Annotated in this window: 16 protein-coding genes; 7 read left to right on the top strand and 9 right to left on the bottom strand. The window is 40.6% G+C overall.

Features of this window, described 5'->3' with window-relative positions; genetic code table 11:
• Positions 1-11 precede the first annotated feature (11 nt).
• Positions 12-1175, bottom strand: coding sequence for an alpha/beta hydrolase (locus tag ACFOWA_RS01765; protein WP_209437698.1), 1164 nt, complete (start codon positions 1173-1175; stop codon positions 12-14).
• Positions 1176-1301: 126 nt separating this feature from the next.
• On the opposite strand from ACFOWA_RS01765, the gene ACFOWA_RS01760 reads away from it, so the two are divergent.
• Both ACFOWA_RS01760 and ACFOWA_RS01755 read left to right on the top strand, forming a co-directional pair.
• On the top strand, positions 1302-2105 hold the full coding sequence (locus ACFOWA_RS01760) for an SDR family oxidoreductase (RefSeq protein ID WP_154282918.1): 804 nt from the start codon (positions 1302-1304) through the stop codon (positions 2103-2105).
• A 64-nt stretch (positions 2106-2169) separates the two neighbouring features.
• On the top strand, positions 2170-3075 hold the full coding sequence (locus tag ACFOWA_RS01755; RefSeq protein ID WP_378981167.1) for a helix-turn-helix domain-containing protein: 906 nt from the start codon (positions 2170-2172) through the stop codon (positions 3073-3075).
• A 413-nt stretch (positions 3076-3488) separates the two neighbouring features.
• Here ACFOWA_RS01755 and ACFOWA_RS01750 read toward each other — a convergent pair whose 3' ends face one another.
• Positions 3489-4265 (bottom strand): SDR family oxidoreductase, encoded by a 777-nt coding sequence (locus ACFOWA_RS01750; protein ID WP_378981165.1) that lies wholly within the window; start codon positions 4263-4265, stop codon positions 3489-3491.
• 117 nt (positions 4266-4382) lie between these two features.
• Here ACFOWA_RS01750 and ACFOWA_RS01745 point away from each other — a divergent pair, with 117 nt between their 5' ends.
• Positions 4383-4703: a winged helix-turn-helix transcriptional regulator gene (locus tag ACFOWA_RS01745; RefSeq protein ID WP_378981163.1), complete on the top strand. Its 321-nt coding sequence runs from the start codon at positions 4383-4385 to the stop codon at positions 4701-4703.
• Between the two features lie 165 nt (positions 4704-4868).
• Here ACFOWA_RS01745 and ACFOWA_RS01740 read toward each other — a convergent pair whose 3' ends face one another.
• Together ACFOWA_RS01740 and ACFOWA_RS01735 are read right to left on the bottom strand one after the other, a co-directional pair.
• Positions 4869-6668, bottom strand: a complete 1800-nt coding sequence (locus ACFOWA_RS01740) for a glycoside hydrolase family 15 protein (RefSeq protein ID WP_378981161.1) — start codon at positions 6666-6668, stop codon at positions 4869-4871.
• Between the two features lie 603 nt (positions 6669-7271).
• Positions 7272-7970, bottom strand: a complete 699-nt coding sequence (locus ACFOWA_RS01735; protein WP_378981159.1) for an NUDIX hydrolase — start codon at positions 7968-7970, stop codon at positions 7272-7274.
• A gap of 155 nt (positions 7971-8125) precedes the next feature.
• Between ACFOWA_RS01735 and ACFOWA_RS01730 the strand changes: the two genes are divergently transcribed.
• The 4 genes from ACFOWA_RS01730 (at position 8126) to ACFOWA_RS01715 (ending at position 13397) form a co-directional block, all read left to right on the top strand.
• Complete coding sequence (locus ACFOWA_RS01730; RefSeq protein ID WP_378981157.1) at positions 8126-9190, top strand: UDP-glucose--hexose-1-phosphate uridylyltransferase; 1065 nt, start codon at positions 8126-8128, stop codon at positions 9188-9190.
• Between the two features lie 9 nt (positions 9191-9199).
• Entirely contained in the window at positions 9200-10351 is a 1152-nt protein-coding gene (locus tag ACFOWA_RS01725; RefSeq protein ID WP_378981155.1) for a galactokinase, read from the top strand.
• 75 nt (positions 10352-10426) lie between these two features.
• Positions 10427-12103, top strand: a complete 1677-nt coding sequence (locus tag ACFOWA_RS01720) for a sodium/sugar symporter (RefSeq protein WP_378981153.1) — start codon at positions 10427-10429, stop codon at positions 12101-12103.
• Between the two features lie 148 nt (positions 12104-12251).
• The gene (locus ACFOWA_RS01715) at positions 12252-13397 is read left to right on the top strand and encodes an aldose epimerase family protein (protein WP_378981151.1); all 1146 of its coding nucleotides are present in this window, start codon (positions 12252-12254) and stop codon (positions 13395-13397) included.
• Positions 13398-14266: 869 nt separating this feature from the next.
• Here ACFOWA_RS01715 and ACFOWA_RS01710 read toward each other — a convergent pair.
• The 5 genes from ACFOWA_RS01710 to ACFOWA_RS01690 all read right to left on the bottom strand — a co-directional run bounded on the left by ACFOWA_RS01710 (position 14267) and on the right by ACFOWA_RS01690 (position 20306).
• Entirely contained in the window at positions 14267-15100 is an 834-nt protein-coding gene (locus tag ACFOWA_RS01710; protein ID WP_378981149.1) for an alpha/beta hydrolase, read from the bottom strand.
• A 177-nt stretch (positions 15101-15277) separates the two neighbouring features.
• Entirely contained in the window at positions 15278-16192 is a 915-nt protein-coding gene (gene bla / locus ACFOWA_RS01705; RefSeq protein WP_378981147.1) for a class A beta-lactamase, read from the bottom strand.
• Between the two features lie 431 nt (positions 16193-16623).
• Positions 16624-17754, bottom strand: coding sequence for a glycoside hydrolase family 2 TIM barrel-domain containing protein (locus tag ACFOWA_RS01700; protein WP_378981145.1), 1131 nt, complete (start codon positions 17752-17754; stop codon positions 16624-16626).
• Between the two features lie 10 nt (positions 17755-17764).
• Positions 17765-18763, bottom strand: a complete 999-nt coding sequence (locus tag ACFOWA_RS01695) for a glycoside hydrolase family 43 protein (RefSeq protein ID WP_378981143.1) — start codon at positions 18761-18763, stop codon at positions 17765-17767.
• Positions 18764-18773: 10 nt separating this feature from the next.
• On the bottom strand, positions 18774-20306 hold the full coding sequence (locus ACFOWA_RS01690; RefSeq protein WP_378981141.1) for a RagB/SusD family nutrient uptake outer membrane protein: 1533 nt from the start codon (positions 20304-20306) through the stop codon (positions 18774-18776).
• Between the last annotated feature and the right edge of the window lie 5 nt (positions 20307-20311).

Genomic DNA, 20311 nt, shown 5'->3' with positions numbered 1-20311 from the left:
TCGTTTCATCGCTAAAGATTTTTTTGAAAGAAGGGAATAAGTTTCTTCAGCGCCTCAACAGTCGCTTCTGGCTGATCATATAGGTCGTAATGGCTTGCACCTTTAACAACATGTATCTTTTTATTAATAGATGCTGCCTTGTTGAAAAGCGTAAATCCGTCCCGGTATGACCCAAACGCGCCAACCTGGTCGCCAACAATGATTAGTAGGGGCTGAGTGAGGTAACGCTCTGCAAGATGGTAGGCATCAAAAACCACCAAAGCGGACATACTATTGAAAAGCAACTTATTGTTCGCTGTTGGATATGCTCCACGGGGCGTTCTGTAATAATCAATAGCACCCAACATATCAAATTCTGCCGATCCTTTTTCTTGTGCATCCTTAGCAGATGCTGGCGTCCAGGGAACGATCATAGCGCTCGCTCCCCTGGCTTGTGCGGTTCGCTGTTTACCTACAGCCTCTAAGGTGCTTATGGCATCTGACTCTCCGAATGCTCTGCTGGCACTGGTCCCGACCACGGTCGCTACCGCTTTTACCCGCCGTTCGGTGAGTGCGGCATTGGCAGCATAACCACCACCCGCGCATATCCCCATCAAGCCAATTCTGGCCTCATCCACATACTCCAATGTAGTCAGATAGTCTATCGCGCAACGGATATCCTCCACCCGGGTAGCAGGATCTTCGAGATAGCGGGGCTCGCCACCACTCTCTCCCTGAAACGATGCATCAAATGCAAGGGCTACAAATCCGTTCTGCGCCATTCTGGCGGCATATCTTCCTGCGGTTTGCTCTTTGACGCTGCTACCGGGATGCACGCAGACAATTGCCGCGTATTTTTTATTAGGGTCAAAATCCATAGGCAGATGGATATCGGCCGCAACCTTCCAATCTCTATTATTAAAGCTTACTTTCTGCATTTGTTTATAATAATGGTTTAAATTTTGAGTTTTTGTGCCATCAGGATGATTAACGATAGGGTTGTGAGGATTACTTGGTTGTTTCGCACTTATACAGCTGGTCATAAATACCTTTGGTATGCCCAGGCTTGCTAGTGGTAAAATGGCAAGGTTTCGGATAAAAGTCCGACGGCTGTTTTTCATATCGCGAATATTTCTCTTAAAGTTCAGTATCCATCTGGTATAAAAAGTTTCCAAAACGGACTTTGTTGTATCCATAGCGGATTGATCAATCGCTGGTGCAACAGGCCCAGATAATAGAACTGAAATGGATACAACAAAGTCCGTTCTGGAAACATACCAATAACAGCTTTAGCTTAATTTGGCAGCATTTAACAAAATACAATGAGAAAGACGATATTTATCACCGGTGCGTCATCCGGTATGGGAAAGGCAGCTGCTAAACTATTTCAACAGCGTGGTTGGAATGTTATTGCAACGATGAGAAGTCCCGAGAAAGAAACGGAGCTTAATGCGTTGGAGTTTGTATCTGTACTTCCGCTCGATGTTACCAGTGCTGAACAGATTAGCTTAACCGTTTCCAAAGCAATAGCACTGCATGATATTGATGTCGTATTCAATAATGCAGGCTATGGTTTGATGGGTGCCCTGGAGTCTTATTCCGATGAACAAATAGTAGATGAGATCAATACCAACCTCCTTGGCGTGATTCGCGTCACGCGCGCCTTCATTCCAAACTTTAGGGAAAAGAAAAGTGGCCTATTTATCAGTACCACATCTATGGGAGGATTTTTAGGATTTCCACTGCACTCTATCTATCACGCTACTAAGTTTGGTGTTGAAGGGTGGTCCGAGAGCATGTCCTTTGAGCTAGCCCCCCACAATATCGGTATTAAGACGGTTGCTCCAGGTGCAACTGAAACCAATTTTTTAGTCTCTTCACTAAAAACAGCTCTACATCCCGCTTATACCGATATTGAGAATAGCTTATTTGCAAGCGCAGCAGAGATGATGGGCATGGCCATATCAGCCGAACAGGTAGCCGAAGTAGTTTATCAGGCCGCCACCGACGGTAAGGATCAGATACGCTATCTTGTTGGCGAGGATACGAAGGCCTTGTACGAAAGACGCTTGGCAATCGGTAGTGAAAAGCATCGGAAGGAAATAAGGAAGCAAGTAATGGGATAATATTTGATAGTTTGTAAAAAACTAATGAAAACTGCGTTTCTTTGAGGAGCATAAATTCAAAAGCATGAAGGTGATTAATTCCATATCCGAGAAACATCGGCTACTATCCCTGCCCGAACCACTGCACCCCTTAATCAGCATGGTTCATATCGCTAACATCCGTGTACTGGATGATTCTGTATGGAAATATTTTTCCCTGGATTTCTATTGCATATCACTAAAGAGAAATGTGATTGGCAAAATGAGATATGGCCAACAGTATTATGATCACACTAAGGGTTTGATGACCTTCGTTGCCCCAAGGCAAGTGTTCTCTTTTGATTCCCCACCACGTTACCATGCCGGAGCTGATGCAGGCTACGCACTGTTTTTTCATCCGGATTTCTTATATGGACATCCACTTGCCGCTGCCATAAGAAATTATGATTTCTTTTCATATTCGCTGAATGAATCACTCCATCTTTCTGAGAAAGAGGAAAATATTGTTGAGGATATCTTTCTCAAGATTGAGGAGGGATTACAGCATATCGACCGGTTTACCCAGGATATCATTCTTTCCCAGATTGATCTTCTATTGAATTTTAGCAAGCGTTTTTATGAAAGACAGTTTATTACCCGTAAAGCAGTCAGCCACGATGTTCTTTCTACTATGGAGCAGGTCCTGGATGAGTATTTAAATAGTGGCAAGAGTTCCCAGACTGGTCCACCTACGGTAGAATACCTTGCTAATAAGCTTAACCTCTCACCACATTACCTGGGCTCACTGCTGCGGTCCTTAACAGGAATGAACACCCAGCAGCATATACATGAAAGAATAATCCATAAGGCCAAAGAGTATCTATCCCTAACCAACCTTTCAGTCGCTGAAATCGGATACCGCTTAGGTTTCGAATATCCACAGTCGTTTAATAAGCTCTTTAAGAGGAAAACAAATATGTCTCCGCTCACCTTCAGAGAGGCTTTCAGTTAGGCCAGCTGCTAGGTAATTCTATTAGGCTTGGTCGCCAATGGACTTTGTAAAGGCTTTTCCATGACTAGGGGTATCAAGGCTTGCTCTCTTATTTAAGGAGTGTGACGCATGACTTTGCGCAATTCAACACAATAGTAAAAATGAAAATGCAACAGCAGTGTTCTTAATCGCTCACACCTGAAACATCAATGATGCTGGTGAAGCTATTGCCCAACGAAATAGCTGTGAAACTCAATATAAAAGCAATGCTGTTGTAATCCCTAGCCCAATACCAACTGAATCTTGATAAATCTGCTTATACAGCATGTCTCTATTAGAATAATCAATAGCGAACCAGGAGGTTTCACTTCAATGACTGTAACTCGAGGCTTTAATGCGTGTCGTACTAGGCTAGGGATTTCATGTAATCAAAATTAAACCACAGATAGAGAACCGCCATCAATTTGATAAACCGCTCCGGTGATGTAACTTGCCTCCTCAGAAACAAGAAATCTAACCAAGTCGCCAACTTCTTCAGGATTAGCAGGTCTTCCCAGTGGAACTCCCCCTAATTTTTCCATTATTGACTGTGTTGCTTCCTCCACCGTGATTTCTAATGTTTTAGACATTTCTTCCATTGCCAATTCCATTTGTGGCGTTTTAACAAGTCCGGGTGATACCGTGTTAACTCTGATGCCTTTACTTCCCAGTTCTGATGCTAATGCTTTGCTATATGCATTCAATGCTGCTTTTGCTGCTGAATAAGCCATGGTCATGTCCCAAATGGGTTGAATAGCGGGGTTCATTGATATGTTTATAATCACTCCAGTCTTATTTTCTAATATTAAGGGGAGTAATGCTTTATTTATACGAACAGCCGACATCAAGTTTAATTGTATCTCATTATCCCAATCCTGGTCGGTAAGTATGCTATACCCGCCGCCCGGTGATAGATGCGACCCCGCATTGTTTACAATAATATCTAGTTTTCCATATTTTGCCTTGATTTCGCTTAATATTAAATCTGCGCTCTCTGCTTTTGCGAGATCAGCTCCTATGAAGTAATGTCCGCTCGAGCTTTCTTCCGGCTTTGTTCGGGCGCTAATAATAACCGTTGCTCCTGCATTACTCAATTTATCTGCTATTGCTTTGCCTATACCCTTGGTGCCACCTGTAACAAGTGCCGTTTTTCCTTTTAGTGAATCATTCATAACAATTATTTAAATTATTTCCAAAATTACTCCCAAAACTTTACTTTTGCAAGTAGTTACATAAATGGTAAGTAATACCAAAAAGTAAAGTTTAACTGTAAATCAGCTGGTTATAAGATGAAAAAAATAAATAATTTTGAAGAGCAGTGTGCTTTTCAGGAAATTTTGAAGATTATTGGAGGAAAATGGTCGATGTCAATCATCTTTATTTTGTTTTCGGGAAAAAAGCGTTTTAGTGAGCTTGAGCGTACCGTTCCTCACATCAACACCCGGATGCTCGTTAAGGAGTTAAAGAATCTGGTAGCGCACAAAATTATTAACCGGGAGGTTTTTGCAACCGTTCCACCCACAGTGGAGTATACCCTAACGGATAAAGGTCAAAATCTGGAGCCCATAATTAATGATTTATACAACTGGGGCGTGACTAACCTGGATTGATGTCATTTAAAATTTAGGAAGTTTATTTATTTGAAGTAGCTACCTCACATAGACCCAGCCAGTTCTTAGCTTTTAACATTTTATCATACCATCATAGTATTAGAGGCAACTAAACATATACATAATGAACTGAGCTAACAATAATTTAGCTCAAAATAACTAACTCTAGGTTTTTCTTTTGATTTGTTTATTAAGTTCGAAGGCTGCACTAATCAAGGCCAAATGTGTAAAAGCTTGAGGAAAGTTACCTAAGTGTTCACCTCGTTTACCTAGCTCCTCGGAAAATAAAGAAAGGTGGTTGGCATAGCCAATCATCTTCTCAAAATGCTCGGCAGCCAATTCGACCTCGCCACTTTTTGCCATCGCCTCAATATACCAGAAAGAACACATATTAAAAGTTCCTTCCTCGCCTTCTAGACCATCAGAGCTCTCCTCTGTATTCCTGTAGCGGTAGACAAGTACATCTTGGAGAAGCTCTCTCTTTACCGCATCCAGTGTGCTAAGCCATCGTGGTTCAAATGGGGAAATAAAATGCGTGAGCGGCATTAGTAGTACACTTGCATCCATTTTGTTAGCACCTTTATATTGAACCCAAGCCTTCAAATCCTCATTCCAGAAATTAGTATAAATATCGGTGTAGATTTCACTTCTTACCTGATGCCATTCCGTCTCGGGATAAGGGAAAGAGCGAGACTGAGCAATCTTAATTGCTCTATCCAGTGCCACCCAGCACATTAACCGACTATGCAAAAATGCTTTTTTTTCACTGCGGATTTCCCAAATCCCATGATCTGGTTTTTTCCAGTTTTTTATTACCGTCTGTACCTGCTTTTCTATTAACGTCCAAAATTCGAAAGTAATAGGCACGCAGGACTTGTTATAAATATAGATTGTATCAATTAATTCCCCATAAATATCAATTTGGAACTGCTCGGCAGCAGCATTCCCTATTCTCACCGGGCTGGAATTTTTATATCCTTCAAATTGGGTGGCGATTTCTTCTTTGATATCTGACTTACCGTCTATAGAATAGACCAGCTGGAGGTCTATTTTCTGACATAAGCCGTGTATCCAGTCCATAAAGCTTTTTGCTTCCTGGGTGTAGCCTAATGTTAAAAATGCATACATGGTAAATGCAGCATCCCTAATCCAGGTAAACCGGTAATCCCAATTTCGGTTACCGCCGAGCGTCTCAGGAAGTCCAAAAGTGGGTGCAGCAACTACTGAACCATATTTACTGGAGGTAAGTAGTTTTAAGGTAATGGCCGAACGCATAATGAGCTCAGCATAGCGGCCCGAGTAAGTTGTCTGATTGACCCATTTTCTCCAGTATTTTGCTGTTTTATGATAAGATTCACTTTTGTACCAGTTTAAATCGTAATCACTATCATCCTGGGAGAGTTTCAATACGATAAATGCAGTCTCACCTTCCATCAAAGTGAAATCTGCAAAACCACCCTCTTTTTTTATACTGATTGGAACATCAGCAATCATCTGTAGGTGCAAAGACTCAGCGGTGCATTCAAAATTAATTGCGTTCTCTTTAATATATGTTTTATGTGGAACTTTAGAATACCCAAATCTTGGTTCACAGTTGACTTTGAAACGAATGTTCCCCCGGACAGTCTTTATGATTCGGACAATTGAACTATCCTTCAAACTCTCTGTTAACGGCATGTAATCCATGATTTCAGCGATACCTGAATCCGAAAAATATCTTGTTAAAAGTATGGCTGTTCCTGGCAAATAAAGCTGCTTGGTTGTGTAATCTTCCATATCGGGATCAATTGCGAAATACCCGCCCTTCTTGGAGTCAAGCATCGAAGCGAAGACCGTCGGAGAATCAAAATTGGGTAGGCACATGAAATCAATTGAGCCTTGCTTGGATACAAGCGCAGTGGTTTGGAGGTTACCGATGATTCCATAATTTTCGATAGGCTGGAAAGGTCTCTTATTGTGATTCATAGGGTAACTCATTTTAGGAAATAGTAACGCTTAAATATCAGAATTTGTTTGATCCCAAATGTTATGGTCCTGACCTGAAAGATGTTTTAAAGCTCCAAATATTTAAATGGTACATCCATTCTTCTATGATTATTTTCTTTTTGTGTGCGACTTTCGGAACTACTGATATGCTTATAATATCTGAGTTATTTGTCGTGGTCATATGATTGCAGATTCAGAAAAGGAGATCAACAAATCAACAATAAGACTTCTTCCATTGCATTAAAGAAAGTTAAATCGTTAGTTCTATAATATACCGGAGGAGGCATACTGACCGCGCTTTAGTGTTTATTCATATAACTTGTGAGATTGTTGGTTTGTATTCCAAAAGCTTTAAAAACTTCAATCTGACTTACGGTGTAATTATAGATGAATAGCCAAAATCAATAATTCAGACGACCACAGAGACTGATAGCTGAACGCTATGCCGACCACCAGCCAAATCTTGTGCATCTTTCTTATTATTGTCTACTATGTTTAGCATCCTCAAGATTTATAACTAAAATCTCATTTAATTAACCTGAACCTCGCCCTTACGGATTAAAATTCCATAATCGGCAAAAATCAGGATTTTTCATTCGGAAGTAGGTTAAGGAATTTCTGGAAATTAGCATGGTATTTTTTTTTATCCAGTTTGAAATAAAATGCCCCCTTTTTTGATCCCAGTCTGTCTTTCTCCTCAAGCTTTTCTAATAGCCCCGTAGAGGTTATCTTTCTGCTGAAATTCCTGGTATCAATCTTTGTATCATTAACCTCTTCAAACAAGATATGCAATTGAGGAATGGTGAATTTCTTTGGTAACATTTCAAAAAGGATAGGATGGAGTGCTGCCTTGTAACGTAGTTTTTTTCTGGCATCGGCAATCATGGTGTCATGGTCGAAAATCAACTTTGGTCTTTCGTTTATTAAAAACCATTCGGCATGAAAATCATCATTGATCTGCGTTTGGTATTTGTTGATGTCAATTAAAGCAAAATATCCAACCGATAAAGTTCGTTCTATCGGATCCCGGGTGGGTTCTCCGTAGATTTGTAGTTGTTCAAGATAAATTCCTGTGAGTCCTGTATTTTTTTTAAGGACACGGTTGGCCGCATCGTCTGGGGTTTCATCTGGCCCTACAAAACCACCAATTAAACTCCATTTGTTAATTTCTGGCTCAAGCCCCCTTTTGACTAGTAATACTTTAAGATGCTCACCGTCAAATCCGAAAACAATGCAATCTACTGCCACAAGATAATGGGGTTGTCCTGAATACTCTATCATTAATTAAATTGCTTGATAATCTCCTAAATTTTCAGCTAAAATAAAGAATTATAAATAAATTATTAATTGTCAGTTTGACAATTAATAATTTATTTATAATTTAGCCCTGGTTGTGATTTTAAACAACGAAATATTTTTAGCCAAATTAATACGAAATGAGCAGCACATTCGAACTCGATAGTAGCCCCCACAGAAGACTCAATATATTAACAGGAGAATGGGTATTGGTATCTCCACACCGAAGTAAAAGACCATGGCAAGGTCAAACCGAGGTTATGCACGATGAGGATAGACCAGAATACGACCCTAAATGCTATTTGTGCCCTGGAAATGTTAGAGCAGATGGTGAGCTTAATCCGCCTTATGAAAGGGGCTTTGTTTTTAGAAATGACTTCTCTGCTTTGCTTGAGGATACCCCTGTATTTGCCTCCAATGAAAACGATTTATTGGTTGCCAATAATCAAAGAGGAATTTGTAAGGTTATTAGCTTCAGCGCAAAACATAATTTGACGCTGCCGGAACTCTCTGTAGAGGAAATAACCGATATAGTAGCGCTTTGGCAACAGGAGTTCAAAAGTCTGGCAGAACTTGAGTGGATAAAATATATCCAGATTTTTGAAAATAAAGGCAGTATCATGGGCTGTAGCAACCCCCATCCTCATGGGCAAATCTGGTCACAGAGTGACGTGCCAATGGAAATATTAAAAGAAACCGAACGTCAGAAAAATTATTATGCGATACACCGGGAAAGTCTTTTATCAGCCTATCTTAAATTGGAATTAGCTAAAAAAGAACGTATCGTTTACCAAAATAATCATTTTGTCGTTTTAGTTCCATTCTGGGCAACCTGGCCGTATGAAACAATGATTATCAGTAAAAGACATATCAGCAATATCTCCCTTTTTACAGAAGGCGAGAAATCTAGCCTAGCAGATGCGCTTAAAGTGCTGACAACAAGGTATGATAATCTTTTCGAATGTTCATTTCCATATTCTGCCGGTATGCACCAGGCTCCGGTTAATGGTGGCGAATATGATGAATGGCATTGGCACATGCATTTCTATCCGCCACTTCTGCGCTCAGCTACGGTAAAAAAGTTCATGGTTGGCTATGAATTGCTTGCAAACGCGCAACGGGACATTACTCCCGAATTTGCGGCCAACCGCCTTCGGGAAATCTCTGATTTACATTACAAAATGAAGCTGAATATCAATGCCTAATCACTACAGATGAATATAAATGAGTTAAAACTGCGATTTTCGGATATTTTCGAATCACAGCCCCTTATCGTAAAATCTCCGGGAAGGATAAATATTATAGGAGAGCATACCGATTATAATGATGGATTTGTAATGCCTGCAGCGATCAACAAAGCAATTTATGTGGCGCTTTCAAAAAGAGCAGATACAGAAGTTCATTTGTATGCGGAGAATTATAAGCAGCTTCACATCGTATCCCTTGAAAATATAGTTAAAAGTGAAAAGGGATGGGCTAATTATGTGCTTGGCGTAATTGACCAGCTACAAAAAAATGGGTACATCTTAGGCGGCTTTAACCTTTACCTTACCGGAGATGTACCCCTTGGTGCAGGTTTGTCATCATCTGCAGCTTTGGAATGCGCAGTTGCCCATGCATTAAATCATACATTCTCCCTGAATCTTTCCAAGATGGATCTGGTGTTGACCAGCCAGAAAGCAGAGCATGAGTTTGCCGGAGTAAATTGCGGGATAATGGACCAGTTCGCCTCCGTTTTTGGTAGAGAAGGGCATGCAATGCTTTTAGATTGCAGGTCAGTGGAACATGAATATATTCCTTTGGATCTCAAGGGACATAAATTTATTTTATTTAATACCAATGTTAAACACAAACTTTCTGAATCTGCATACAATCAAAGACGCTCTCAATGTGAACTAGGTGTGGAATTAGTTAAAGCCAATAATCCGGAAGTAAAAAGTTTGAGGGATACATCCCTGGCAGAACTGGAAGAATTTGTGAAGCCGGTAGATAGGCAAGTCTACGAAAAGTGCAGGTATGTGATAGAGGAGATTGATAGAACGAAATTGGCTTCTGATAAACTTAAACAGGGTGATTTAGCCGCACTTGGAAAACTGATGTTTCAAACGCATTCGGGTCTAAGTAAAATATACGAGGTGAGCTGCCCGGAACTGGATTTTCTGGTCGACCAGGTGAGCAGTCATGAAGGGGTACTGGGTAGTAGGATGATGGGCGGCGGCTTTGGTGGCTGTACAATTAACCTGATAAGAGCAGATCAGGTAGATGAACTGACAAGCAAAATGATTTCGCTATACCAGAGCGAATTCGGTATCTCATTAGACACCTATGTAGTAGAAAGTGATGAGGGTACTTCTATTGTGTACTGATAAAACTGTAATTGAAAAAGATTGCCTTTCCACCTGATTTTTAAATTGACTATTAAATAATAACCAAATAAATATATGAAAAATAATATTCTCGATACGAAGGATTATATCGTTTTCGCGGTCTATTTCGTAATCGTTACCGCCTATGGCCTGTACATTTATAATAAAAAGAAGTCAGTTTCCACGGGATCCAAAGATTACTTTTTAGCTGAAGGTTCACTTACCTGGTGGGCAATCGGCGCTTCTTTAATCGCGTCGAATATTTCTGCCGAACAGTTTATCGGGATGAGTGGTTCTGGATTTAAGATGGGGCTTGCCATTGCTACCTACGAGTGGATGGGGGGCTTAACGCTGATCGTTGTTGCCGTATTTTTTATCCCCGTATACCTTAAAAACAAGATTGCGACAATGCCGCAATTTCTTCATCAGCGTTATAATGGAACTGTGGCCATGATTATGGCCGTTTTTTGGCTGCTGCTATATGTAGTGGTCAACCTGACATCAATACTCTATCTGGGCGCTCTTGCAGTGAGTAGTATCTCAGGGTTTAATTTGGAACTTTGTATGTATGCCATTGCCGCATTTGCCATTATCATCACTTTGGGCGGTATGAAAGTAATCGGATATACTGATGTTATACAGGTTTTCTTTCTCATTCTTGGTGGTCTTGCTACAACCTACCTCGCTTTAAATTTAGTTTCATCCCATTATGGTACCACGGGAGTTTTCGAAGGATATCGACTCATGACCAGTAAAGCTGCTGAACATTTTCATATGATACTTAAGCCAACGAATCAAAATTACATTGATCTTCCAGGATTAAGCGTGCTTATTGGCGGTATGTGGATTGTAAATCTGAATTATTGGGGCTGCAATCAATACATTACCCAGCGTGCTTTGGGCGCCGATTTAAACACTGCAAGGGGAGGGCTGCTCTTCGCAGCGTTTTTAAAACTATTAATGCCCATAATTGTCGTTTTACCTGGTATCGCAGCCTATGTTTTATATAAAGACGGCGCCTTTCAGAATGAGATGATGCAATCCGGTTCGGTGAATCCAGACCGGGCTTATCCGGTTCTGCTGAACCTACTGCCCGCAGGATTGAAAGGTCTGTCTTTTGCTGCCCTGACAGCAGCAGTCGTTGCATCCCTTGCCGGTAAGGCAAATAGCATTGCAACAATATTTACTTTGGATATCTATAAAAAGGTAATCAATCCATCCGCCTCGGAAAAAACCTTAGTGCTTACAGGTAAAATATCAATTGTTGTTGCCATGATTCTCGGAGTGCTAATTGCACCCCACCTGGGTATCGATAAAAAGGGGGGATTCCAGTACATTCAGGAATACACTGGATTTGTATCACCAGGGATTTTTGCGATGTTTATTCTCGGATTTTTCTGGAAAAAAACAACTTCTAATGCAGCTTTGTTTGCTACTATTGGGGGTTTTGCCATGTCTTTGCTTTTAAAGGCATTACCAAACATTGCCGATTTGTCCTGGCTGGCCTCGACCGGTTTTTCAGTAAAAAATTCCGAGGGGCTGTATGAAATACCATTTCTGGATCGAATGGGTTTCGTATTTGTTTTCTGTATAGCAGGAATGGTATTGATAAGCCTTGTGGAAGGTAAAAACAAAATTAATCCAAAGGGTCTTGAAATTGATGCTAGAATGTTTAAGACCTCAAATGCTTTTGCAGTTGGCGCCTTAATAATTATCGGGTTAATCGTTGCCCTTTATAGTGTTTACTGGTAATTTATCCAGCAATATGACAAACCGTAAAAATAAAACTTTAACTCGCTTTAGCCTTCGTTTTAACGCTAACGCTTTCAGTTATCTGTATTCCCAATGTTTTAAAATGCTTCAATTATAATTCATTTAATCTTTAACCAATTTAATCTTTATGAAAAAAAATATAATCCAGGGCTTATCCATAGCCACATTGTGTGTGAGTACGTTCTTATTCTCTTGTAACACTGCCACAGATCAAAAAACGGACCTCGCAGGTGATTCCTCCGTATTTAGTACAACTATTGATGGCAAGAATGTAGCGCTTTATACACTAAAAAATAAAGAAGGTGCATCAGTATCGATTACAAATTACGGTGGAAGAATTGTTTCACTCCTGGTTCCAGATAAAAATAATAAGCTAACAGATGTTGTTTTAGGTTATGATAGTATTGGTGCTTATCGTAAAAAGGGAGAACCATTCTTCGGTGCGCTAATTGGTCGTTATGGGAACAGAATTGCCAAAGGAAAATTTACCTTAAATGGTAAGCAATATAGCCTGCAATTAAATGATGGTCAAAATACTTTGCACGGTGGTACTGATGGATTCTTTTCGAAAGTTTGGGATGCAAAACAAATTGATGGACAAAAATTGGAATTGACCTATAGCTCAAAAGATGGTGAAGCTGGTTATCCGGGTAAACTTGATGTTAAAGTTATTTATACTTTAACGGAGGATAATGCCTTGAAAATCGATTACCAAGCGACTACCGATAAAGCTACAGTGGTTAATTTAACAAATCATGCATACTTTAATTTAAATGGCGAAGGCAATAAAACCATTCTTGATTTGGAATTATATATTGATGCAAAAGCATATACGCCAGTTGATTCAACGCTTATTCCTACCGGGAAATTCAATGAAGTTTCGGGAACAGCTTTTGATTTTAGTAAAGCAAAAGCAATTGGTAAAAACATAGATGATGCTGATCAACAATTAAAGTTTGGTAAAGGTTATGACCATAATTTTGTTTTAAATGCACATGATGATAAAAAAGCAATAGCGATTGTAAAAAGTCCTGTTACCGGTATTTCGATGGAAGTTTTTACAACCGAACCTGGTCTACAATTTTATAGCGGAAACTTTTTAACCGGCGCAGATAAAGATGGTAAAGGCGGAAAGTCCTATCCATATCGTTCTGCAATATGTTTAGAAACACAACATTTTCCTGATTCACCAAATCATCCAAATTTCGCATCTACAGAACTTACGCCTGGTCAGGTTTATAAAACTTCAACTACTTATAAATTCTTAAAGTAAATTGGGGTTTCTATTGGAAGGATTCTCTGGTCGTATGTATGATTTAGCTTAATAAAATTATAAATACGACCACAGACTTCGACCAGCGTCTTGAAGGTACCTAGGCGGGACTGCCACATCATTCCATCTGCGGGCTTTGAGGTTTGTAGAAACCTATACTACTTTTAGAAAAATGGGTATGAGCTTCATGGCGTTGAGAAAAGTCAGGAGCTTATTATCCAGCTTAAGGCAATCGCTGAAGGATTCCCCAGGCTAAACACAACAGAAAACTTTTCAAGTAGCTACTGTAGAAACAATGCCTTTTGAAGGCGAATATTTTCATCTCGTGACCAGCAGTGCTGAGGTTTTGTTGAAACCCTCGAACATTTTATCGCTACGCCCACTAAAATGTATCGCGGGCGAATTACCTGGGCGTGATTGGTTTTGCCCTTTGTCCTGTGATATCGGTAATAAGCTGTAAATTCATCGGGTATTTCACTGTTTTCTAATAATTATATAGAGGAAATTGACGGTGAAAAGTCTGACAAATACCTTCTAAAAATAGGGAGATGCAAGAAGTACCCCCCCCCCTCACCATATTGATGCCAGCAACGTTGCACGAGTCAGTGTAAGATTCTGGTCTTGGAATGCTAGCAATGCCCAACTGTAAATGTTTAAAGCGCCTTAGCGATATGATCGTTGCGGATGCCAAAGCAACCCTACGCAGTTGCTAGTTGAACCACCATAAAAAGGTGCTTTTAATTAAAATTTTTTTGTCATGCAAGCTATGGGTAAAAAAGTCATATTTCCTGCATTAATTTTACTGAAAGCAAAGGTCAGGATACCTAATCCTAAAGTCTCATCACAAACAATATTTTCGGGATAGCATCCTATCTTGCGCCGATATTTTTGGAAAGTACAATTCTGTCAATTTCCTTTAATAATAGCGGAAAGGAAGGCTTGGTCATATCGTGGCCGTATCCTTGTAGCTCCATAAGTCGTGTTTTACGATGTCCAGCAATAGTCATCATTCTCATGAGATAGGCATTCTCCTCATATCTTCCCAATAATTCTAGTTCCCTATCGCCCGTAATGAGTAAGATTGGTGGGGCATCCGCCCTGACAAAATACAAAGGTGCCAGTTCATCGACCACGACCTTTGTAGCTGCAAGCCCTTTTTCTTTTCTAATGGTAAAGTGTGTGATCGCCTGCCCGCTGAGCGAGATCAGGCCTGCAATCCGATTGGCATCAATTTTATGTTTATCGAGCCAGGATTTGTCCAGGGTAATCATGCTGGCCAGGTAAGCACCTGCCGAATGCCCAGAAAGAAAAATGCGGGAAGTATCACCTCCCAGTTTCTCGATATTCCGGAAAGCCCATGCGACCGCAGCTGCAGCATCTTCAATATATCCTGGCGCAGTCACTTCAGGAGACAGGCGATATCCAACACTGACCACACAGATTCCCTTGTCCTTCAATTCTGCGGGAATTTCTTTGTTCCCTGCTGTAAGCCCCCCGCCATGGAACCATATGAGGGTACTAAATTTTGTTGAAGACTTCGGATAGTAAACATCCAGCTTGCAACGCGCACTTATCAAGGCATTCGGCTTTTGGTTGTAATCCTGGTAATAGAGGATGTTGTTTTTCTGTAAATAAACCTCTTTTTGACCGGAAGCAAATACAGAAAGGCAGCAGAGTATTATAGTAAAAATCTCTCTTTTCATATTTTGTATTGATTAATTTCAGTTATCAAATTTAACTTTATCTTTCCCCAAGATAAATTTTTCCATCACCATTTATCAATGGCAAATTTTTTCAACTTGATACACCATGTTATACCAAAGCGCTAATCTGAGAAAATGATAGATGTAGATAATAGTTCACCTAAATCAACATATTCCTCATTTCTGAACTGTATCATGCACTTCAAAAAATTCCCAGGCAACTTTTGCTATATCTGCGATTATCTTTTCGTTAGTGTCCATATTTTCTTTCGAATCCGAAACGAAGATGCTTATGAAGAAAAATTTTCGATCTGTTACAACGACCAAACCCACATCATTTACGGCCGAAGTAATGCCCACTGAATTCGTACCTGAGGTTCCGGTTTTGTGTCGAACAATTGTGCCTTTTGGAAGTTGACCCTTGATCCGCGCAGGCCCTGTCTCGGTGTCCGTCATCATTTGCCACAGCAAAGAGTGGCTATGTTCAGAAAGCAATTGATTACCGTTAAGGTAAAAAGCGCTCATCACCTCAGTGGCAGACACCGGATATGACCAATTCATAAACTGCGCATCCCAGCTTGCCTGTTGCCTCTCTTCATTGATCTTGATTGAAATTCCGCTGAATTTATGTTTCAGAAAAAAACTTTCAACTGCCTGTGGTCCACCAATCAGACGGAGCAAGACATCACAACCTATATTGTCGCTCTTTGATACCACATATTCCAGGATCTCTTTAAGGCTCATCACAGTTCCCTTCGGAAATTTTTCTTTTATTGGACTGTAGATATTCGGTAGCAGATCTGTACTTGTTATCTGAATCTTTTGTTCCAGGGACAATTCCTGCTGATCAACTTTTGAAAGTATATAAGCCGCTACGTGAAATTTAAACACACTCTGTAGGGGAAACCTGTCTTTTCCATGAATGGTTATTATGTTTTTTCCTGTTTGATCAGCGATGGAAACGCCAACTTTGGCTTTTTTACCCTCCAAGATATTCAGAATATTTTTTTTGAGGATTCCAGCTTCCTGCCCTTGGACAGTACCCAAAAGCAATAGCATGGGAAGAAAAATAAGTATCAGCATTTTTTTCATTGGAAATGGTATTTGGGTATTTAACGTATTTAATCTCTCTGTTGTATCTATGTGGTTGACAACATCTGAGTTGGTTAAAGCTTTCGCTTTAGCAATATGGGTGGAGAATGGATTTACTCGGGCAATCGTAAAACGAGTAGGATAGGGATTTCCTTAGAGCGGTTACTTGTACTAGGACTGTCACCAACATTTTTAAATAATGATAAACTCATTTCTTAATTTCTTTGGCGTCTCCAAAGAGGGTTATATATCTTCATCACCTCGACACCTTACTAACATCCGGAAGCAAATCATGGAGGTAAATAACAAAACCCGAGCAAAATCGGTCAGGTAAAATATGGATTTACCTGACCGATTCTAGATCTTAGCTAAAAATAGAGCAGCTTTTTAGCAACCCCAAAAGTTTGAGATGAATTTAATTAATCTCCTCGTTATCGGCTATTTGCTCCAGTAGCCACTTTGATTACCTCAATTTCATCTTGCCTGTATGGTGAACCATCTGGTCTGAAAATATCATGAAACCATAATTTTGGCTCACTTCCGTCCTTTAATGGTGTGTCCCAAGCATATTTGGTGTTGGTTTTTCCAGCGACCAACCCCCAATTGTAAGCGCCTATATTCTCTGACTTCAACATTGGCATAATATTGCTAAATAAACTATTTCTGGATCTGGCCATATATTCTGTACAGATCAATGGACGTTTTGAAACACCTCTCAGCGAGTCTAGCCATTTGCGGTGATCTGCCGGGTCACCGTAATTGTGATATGTGGTCACATCTGAGTTTTCGACCTGATATCTGTTTAACTCTTTCAGGGCCAATTTCCATACCCCGGCAGACAATGGTTGACTCGGATCAACTTCTCTTCCCCAGGTAAAAACTTTTTTAAGAAGCGGGAGGCTCTTGTTATCATATCCAGAATTGCCGGGCTCATTGTACAAGTCCCATAGTACAATTCTTTTATCATCGCGAAAAGTAGTCAGGATATCCTTAACGTAGCTTTCCAATGTATCCACTAATTTTGGATCTTGGTAATACAAGTCTCCTGGATCTCTTACCCAACCAGAATTGTGTATGCCTGGCTTGGGCTCAGGCTGTTTGCCAATTTTGTAGTTAGGGTTCCAGCAGTCGTCAAATATCACAAAGATGGTTGATATTTTATGGCTATCAGCGATGTCAAGATACTTAGCTACACGGTTTTTAAAACCTTTGGGATCTTGCTGCCATGCTTTATGATGAAGGTAAACACGCATGGAGTTCATGCCGATTCCTTCCGCCCATCCAAGTTCCCTGCTTATAGTTGCAGTATCAAAAGTTGCCTCCTGCCACATCTCCAATTGATTGATCGCTGTACTCGGGATAAAATCACTGCCACGAAGCCATCCCCATTTTTTATACCATTCGTTAGCTTTATCTACACTCCAGACCTTTCTGGTTTCATGTTGACTTGTTTTTTGGTCATTTTGGTTCTGGACACAAGACTGAAAACCAAGTGTCAGTAATGCAAAAGCCAGAAAAGGGATTTTGAGATTTTTCATCATAATTGTTTTCAACTGTTCCATTGTCGGTGATTTAAGGTTGGGTGGATTTCAATAGCTTGAAAGTCGTCGGGTCGGCCTGTATTACTTCGGCTTCTCCATCTTTAATCTTCTGAAACTTTATATCAATTAGGCCAGTCAGTCTTGGTGATACCTGGGTGTTGTTATTATGGGTATGCATCACATATTTATAGTCCCCGGCTGGGGTGATAAAAAGATCTCCGTGGCCCGTTCCGTTCAGTTTTAAAGTTGCCCTGCTGATGATCGGATTTCCTTCATATTTTCTCCACGGTCCGATAGGTGAGGATGAGGTGGCATAACCTACCGCATAATCTTTGTTCCTAAAGTCATTTGCGGAGTAAATGAGATAATAAAGGTTCTTTAACTTGATCACCGTTGGACCTTCTGCCACAGCCCATGGTAGCGACTCTGTATTTTCCCATGGCAAAGAGGCATTGATGCATTCAACCGCTGTTTCCTTTAAAACATCAGAAAGATCTGCTTTCATTTCCGATACGAAAATTCTGTTTCCATTTTGAAGCTTGACATGGTATAAATATGGCTTGCCATCAGTATCGAAGAATAGAAAAGGATCGATTTGCTTGCCGTTCCCAGCTAGAGATTTTATCTCAGTCTGCTTAAATGGACCCAAAGGGCTGTCGCTTTTGGCAATGGCAATTTGCTCATTTGCTGTATAGGCCATGTAGTAGGCGTTCTGATATTTGAAAACCTGCGGCGCCCAAAATCCACTTGTGCCAAAAGACTCCCCCTTACTGAGGGCATAGCCATTATTTTTTCCCACTGGGCCTTTCCAGTTAACCAAATCCGATGACTCGTAAACTTCAAAGCCTACATCGCCGCTTGTACCATAGAGGTAATATTTGCCATTGTCAGCAAATATGGTTGGATCTGCCAGACCAATATTATAAGCTGGCAGATCAGAAGGTTTCGTTGGAGGTTTAATTCCAGTATCTACACTTGGCTTGCTGCAGCCAAATAAACAAAGAAGATAGATATAAGCACTTGTTTTCAAAATCATATGTTTAGTAATTAGGGTTTTGTACCAAATTCGGGTTATTACTTACTTCAACTTCTGGCAAAGGCAACCTGATGCTCTTTCCAACAACAAAATTTCTGAAATCCGGGTCACGCAGCGCCACCTTAGCCACCCCAGCCTGGGTATCGAGTTCGCCCCACCTTTTCAAATCGGCAAATCTTACGCTCTCTCCACATAGTTCCAGTACCCGCTCTATTTTTAGCCGCTCCCGGAAAAGATCCTTATCAGTTCCTATTGCCGGATAAGCTACAGATAGCGTAGCCATTTTTGCTCTTGCACGAACACGGTTTACATACTGGTAAGCCTCAGTGGTTTGGCCAAGCTCATTCAGCGCTTCAGCATACATTAAAAGTACATCCGCATAGCGAATTAATCTATTGTTGACCTGGTTGAAATAATCTTCATTGGTTCGCATGTAATCTCTCGAATACTTTTTGAACCAAGCCTCATCGGCACCCCATTGCCAGCTTCTTCCATAGGTTTTGTCTCCAAAATCTGCCTCAAGGCCTGGGTAAAATAATGTATATCTCAATCGTGGATCAGTCTGATTAGTCGTGGTTTTCTCTTTCTTGAATTCACTTACCATCCAGAATCTTGCTTGACCATCTGACCAGCCTACGCTGCGAGGGGCAAAAAACTGACTCCTGTTACTGCCCATGTTTGCATTGGGACCATCGCCTTCGCCAGTTTTGTTGGCATCTGAAAACTGAATTTCAAACACAGACTCACGATTGTTTTCATTCTCTGCCCTGAAGTTATCCTGATAGTTCGCAACCAGATCATAGTTTGCTCTTCCAGCTCCTGTAACCAGGTAATCAAATGCTGTTTTCGCCTCATTCCATTTTCTTTGCTGCATAAATGCTTTTCCGAGCAGGGCTTGTGCAGCACCCTTAGTGGCTCTTCCAAGTTCTGCCCCAGTCCACTGTTCAGGAAGGCCTGCGCTCGCTTCGCTTAGGTCTTTTTCTACCTGCGCCCAAACCTGTGCCAGGCTGCTTTTTTGTGGGAGATCAACCGGGTTTTGAAGTTCAGTAACAATGGGGAAGTTTTCCCAAAGAATTGCTGCATAGTAATAATATAAGCCCCTGAGAAATTTCGCTTGCGCCAGGATTTCTGTTTTCTTTTTCTCATCAGCAAACTGGATTGCTGGCACATAAGTAAGCACCTGGTTGCATCTAAAAATGGCTTTATAAGTATCTCTATATGAGTTTACATTGCCTTCCCAGAAGTTATAATTGATGTATTGGAAGCGGGTCCAGTCACCTAACTCTACCCACGGGCTATTGCTCCATCCCTCATCTGAGGTCAAATCTAGGCGGAAATATATCCATCTGTTCCAGACGCCGTTTTGATAGAACATAGCATAAGCGGCGTTAATGCCTTTTTTGGCATCACTTTCAGTTTTCCAGAACTGTTCTACAGTTATTGTATTGGGATTGTTTTGATCCAAAAGGCTTTTTTTACAGCCGTAATTAAGTGTCAAAACAATTGTTAATATGATGATTGAAGTAATTTTTTTCATCTTTT

This window comes from Pedobacter lithocola (assembly GCF_042650845.1).
Classification (GTDB): Bacteria; Bacteroidota; Bacteroidia; order Sphingobacteriales; family Sphingobacteriaceae; genus Pedobacter; species Pedobacter lithocola.
Note: the sequence above shows the minus strand (reverse complement) of the source record. Positions and strands in the feature narration are given on the sequence as shown.

Excerpts from the sequence above, each read along its gene's own strand:
- ACFOWA_RS01765 (WP_209437698.1), bottom strand. The coding sequence starts at position 1,175 with ATGGATACAACAAAGTCCGTTTTGGAAACTTTTTATACCAGATGGATA.
- ACFOWA_RS01760 (WP_154282918.1), top strand. The coding sequence starts at position 1,302 with ATGAGAAAGACGATATTTATCACCGGTGCGTCATCCGGTATGGGAAAG.
- ACFOWA_RS01755 (WP_378981167.1), top strand. The coding sequence starts at position 2,170 with ATGAAGGTGATTAATTCCATATCCGAGAAACATCGGCTACTATCCCTG.
- ACFOWA_RS01750 (WP_378981165.1), bottom strand. The coding sequence starts at position 4,265 with ATGAATGATTCACTAAAAGGAAAAACGGCACTTGTTACAGGTGGCACC.
- ACFOWA_RS01745 (WP_378981163.1), top strand. The coding sequence starts at position 4,383 with ATGAAAAAAATAAATAATTTTGAAGAGCAGTGTGCTTTTCAGGAAATT.
- ACFOWA_RS01740 (WP_378981161.1), bottom strand. The coding sequence starts at position 6,668 with ATGAATCACAATAAGAGACCTTTCCAGCCTATCGAAAATTATGGAATC.
- ACFOWA_RS01735 (WP_378981159.1), bottom strand. The coding sequence starts at position 7,970 with ATGATAGAGTATTCAGGACAACCCCATTATCTTGTGGCAGTAGATTGC.
- ACFOWA_RS01730 (WP_378981157.1), top strand. The coding sequence starts at position 8,126 with ATGAGCAGCACATTCGAACTCGATAGTAGCCCCCACAGAAGACTCAAT.
- ACFOWA_RS01725 (WP_378981155.1), top strand. The coding sequence starts at position 9,200 with ATGAATATAAATGAGTTAAAACTGCGATTTTCGGATATTTTCGAATCA.
- ACFOWA_RS01720 (WP_378981153.1), top strand. The coding sequence starts at position 10,427 with ATGAAAAATAATATTCTCGATACGAAGGATTATATCGTTTTCGCGGTC.
- ACFOWA_RS01715 (WP_378981151.1), top strand. The coding sequence starts at position 12,252 with ATGAAAAAAAATATAATCCAGGGCTTATCCATAGCCACATTGTGTGTG.
- ACFOWA_RS01710 (WP_378981149.1), bottom strand. The coding sequence starts at position 15,100 with ATGAAAAGAGAGATTTTTACTATAATACTCTGCTGCCTTTCTGTATTT.
- bla (WP_378981147.1), bottom strand. The coding sequence starts at position 16,192 with ATGAAAAAAATGCTGATACTTATTTTTCTTCCCATGCTATTGCTTTTG.
- ACFOWA_RS01700 (WP_378981145.1), bottom strand. The coding sequence starts at position 17,754 with ATGGAACAGTTGAAAACAATTATGATGAAAAATCTCAAAATCCCTTTT.
- ACFOWA_RS01690 (WP_378981141.1), bottom strand. The coding sequence starts at position 20,306 with ATGAAAAAAATTACTTCAATCATCATATTAACAATTGTTTTGACACTT.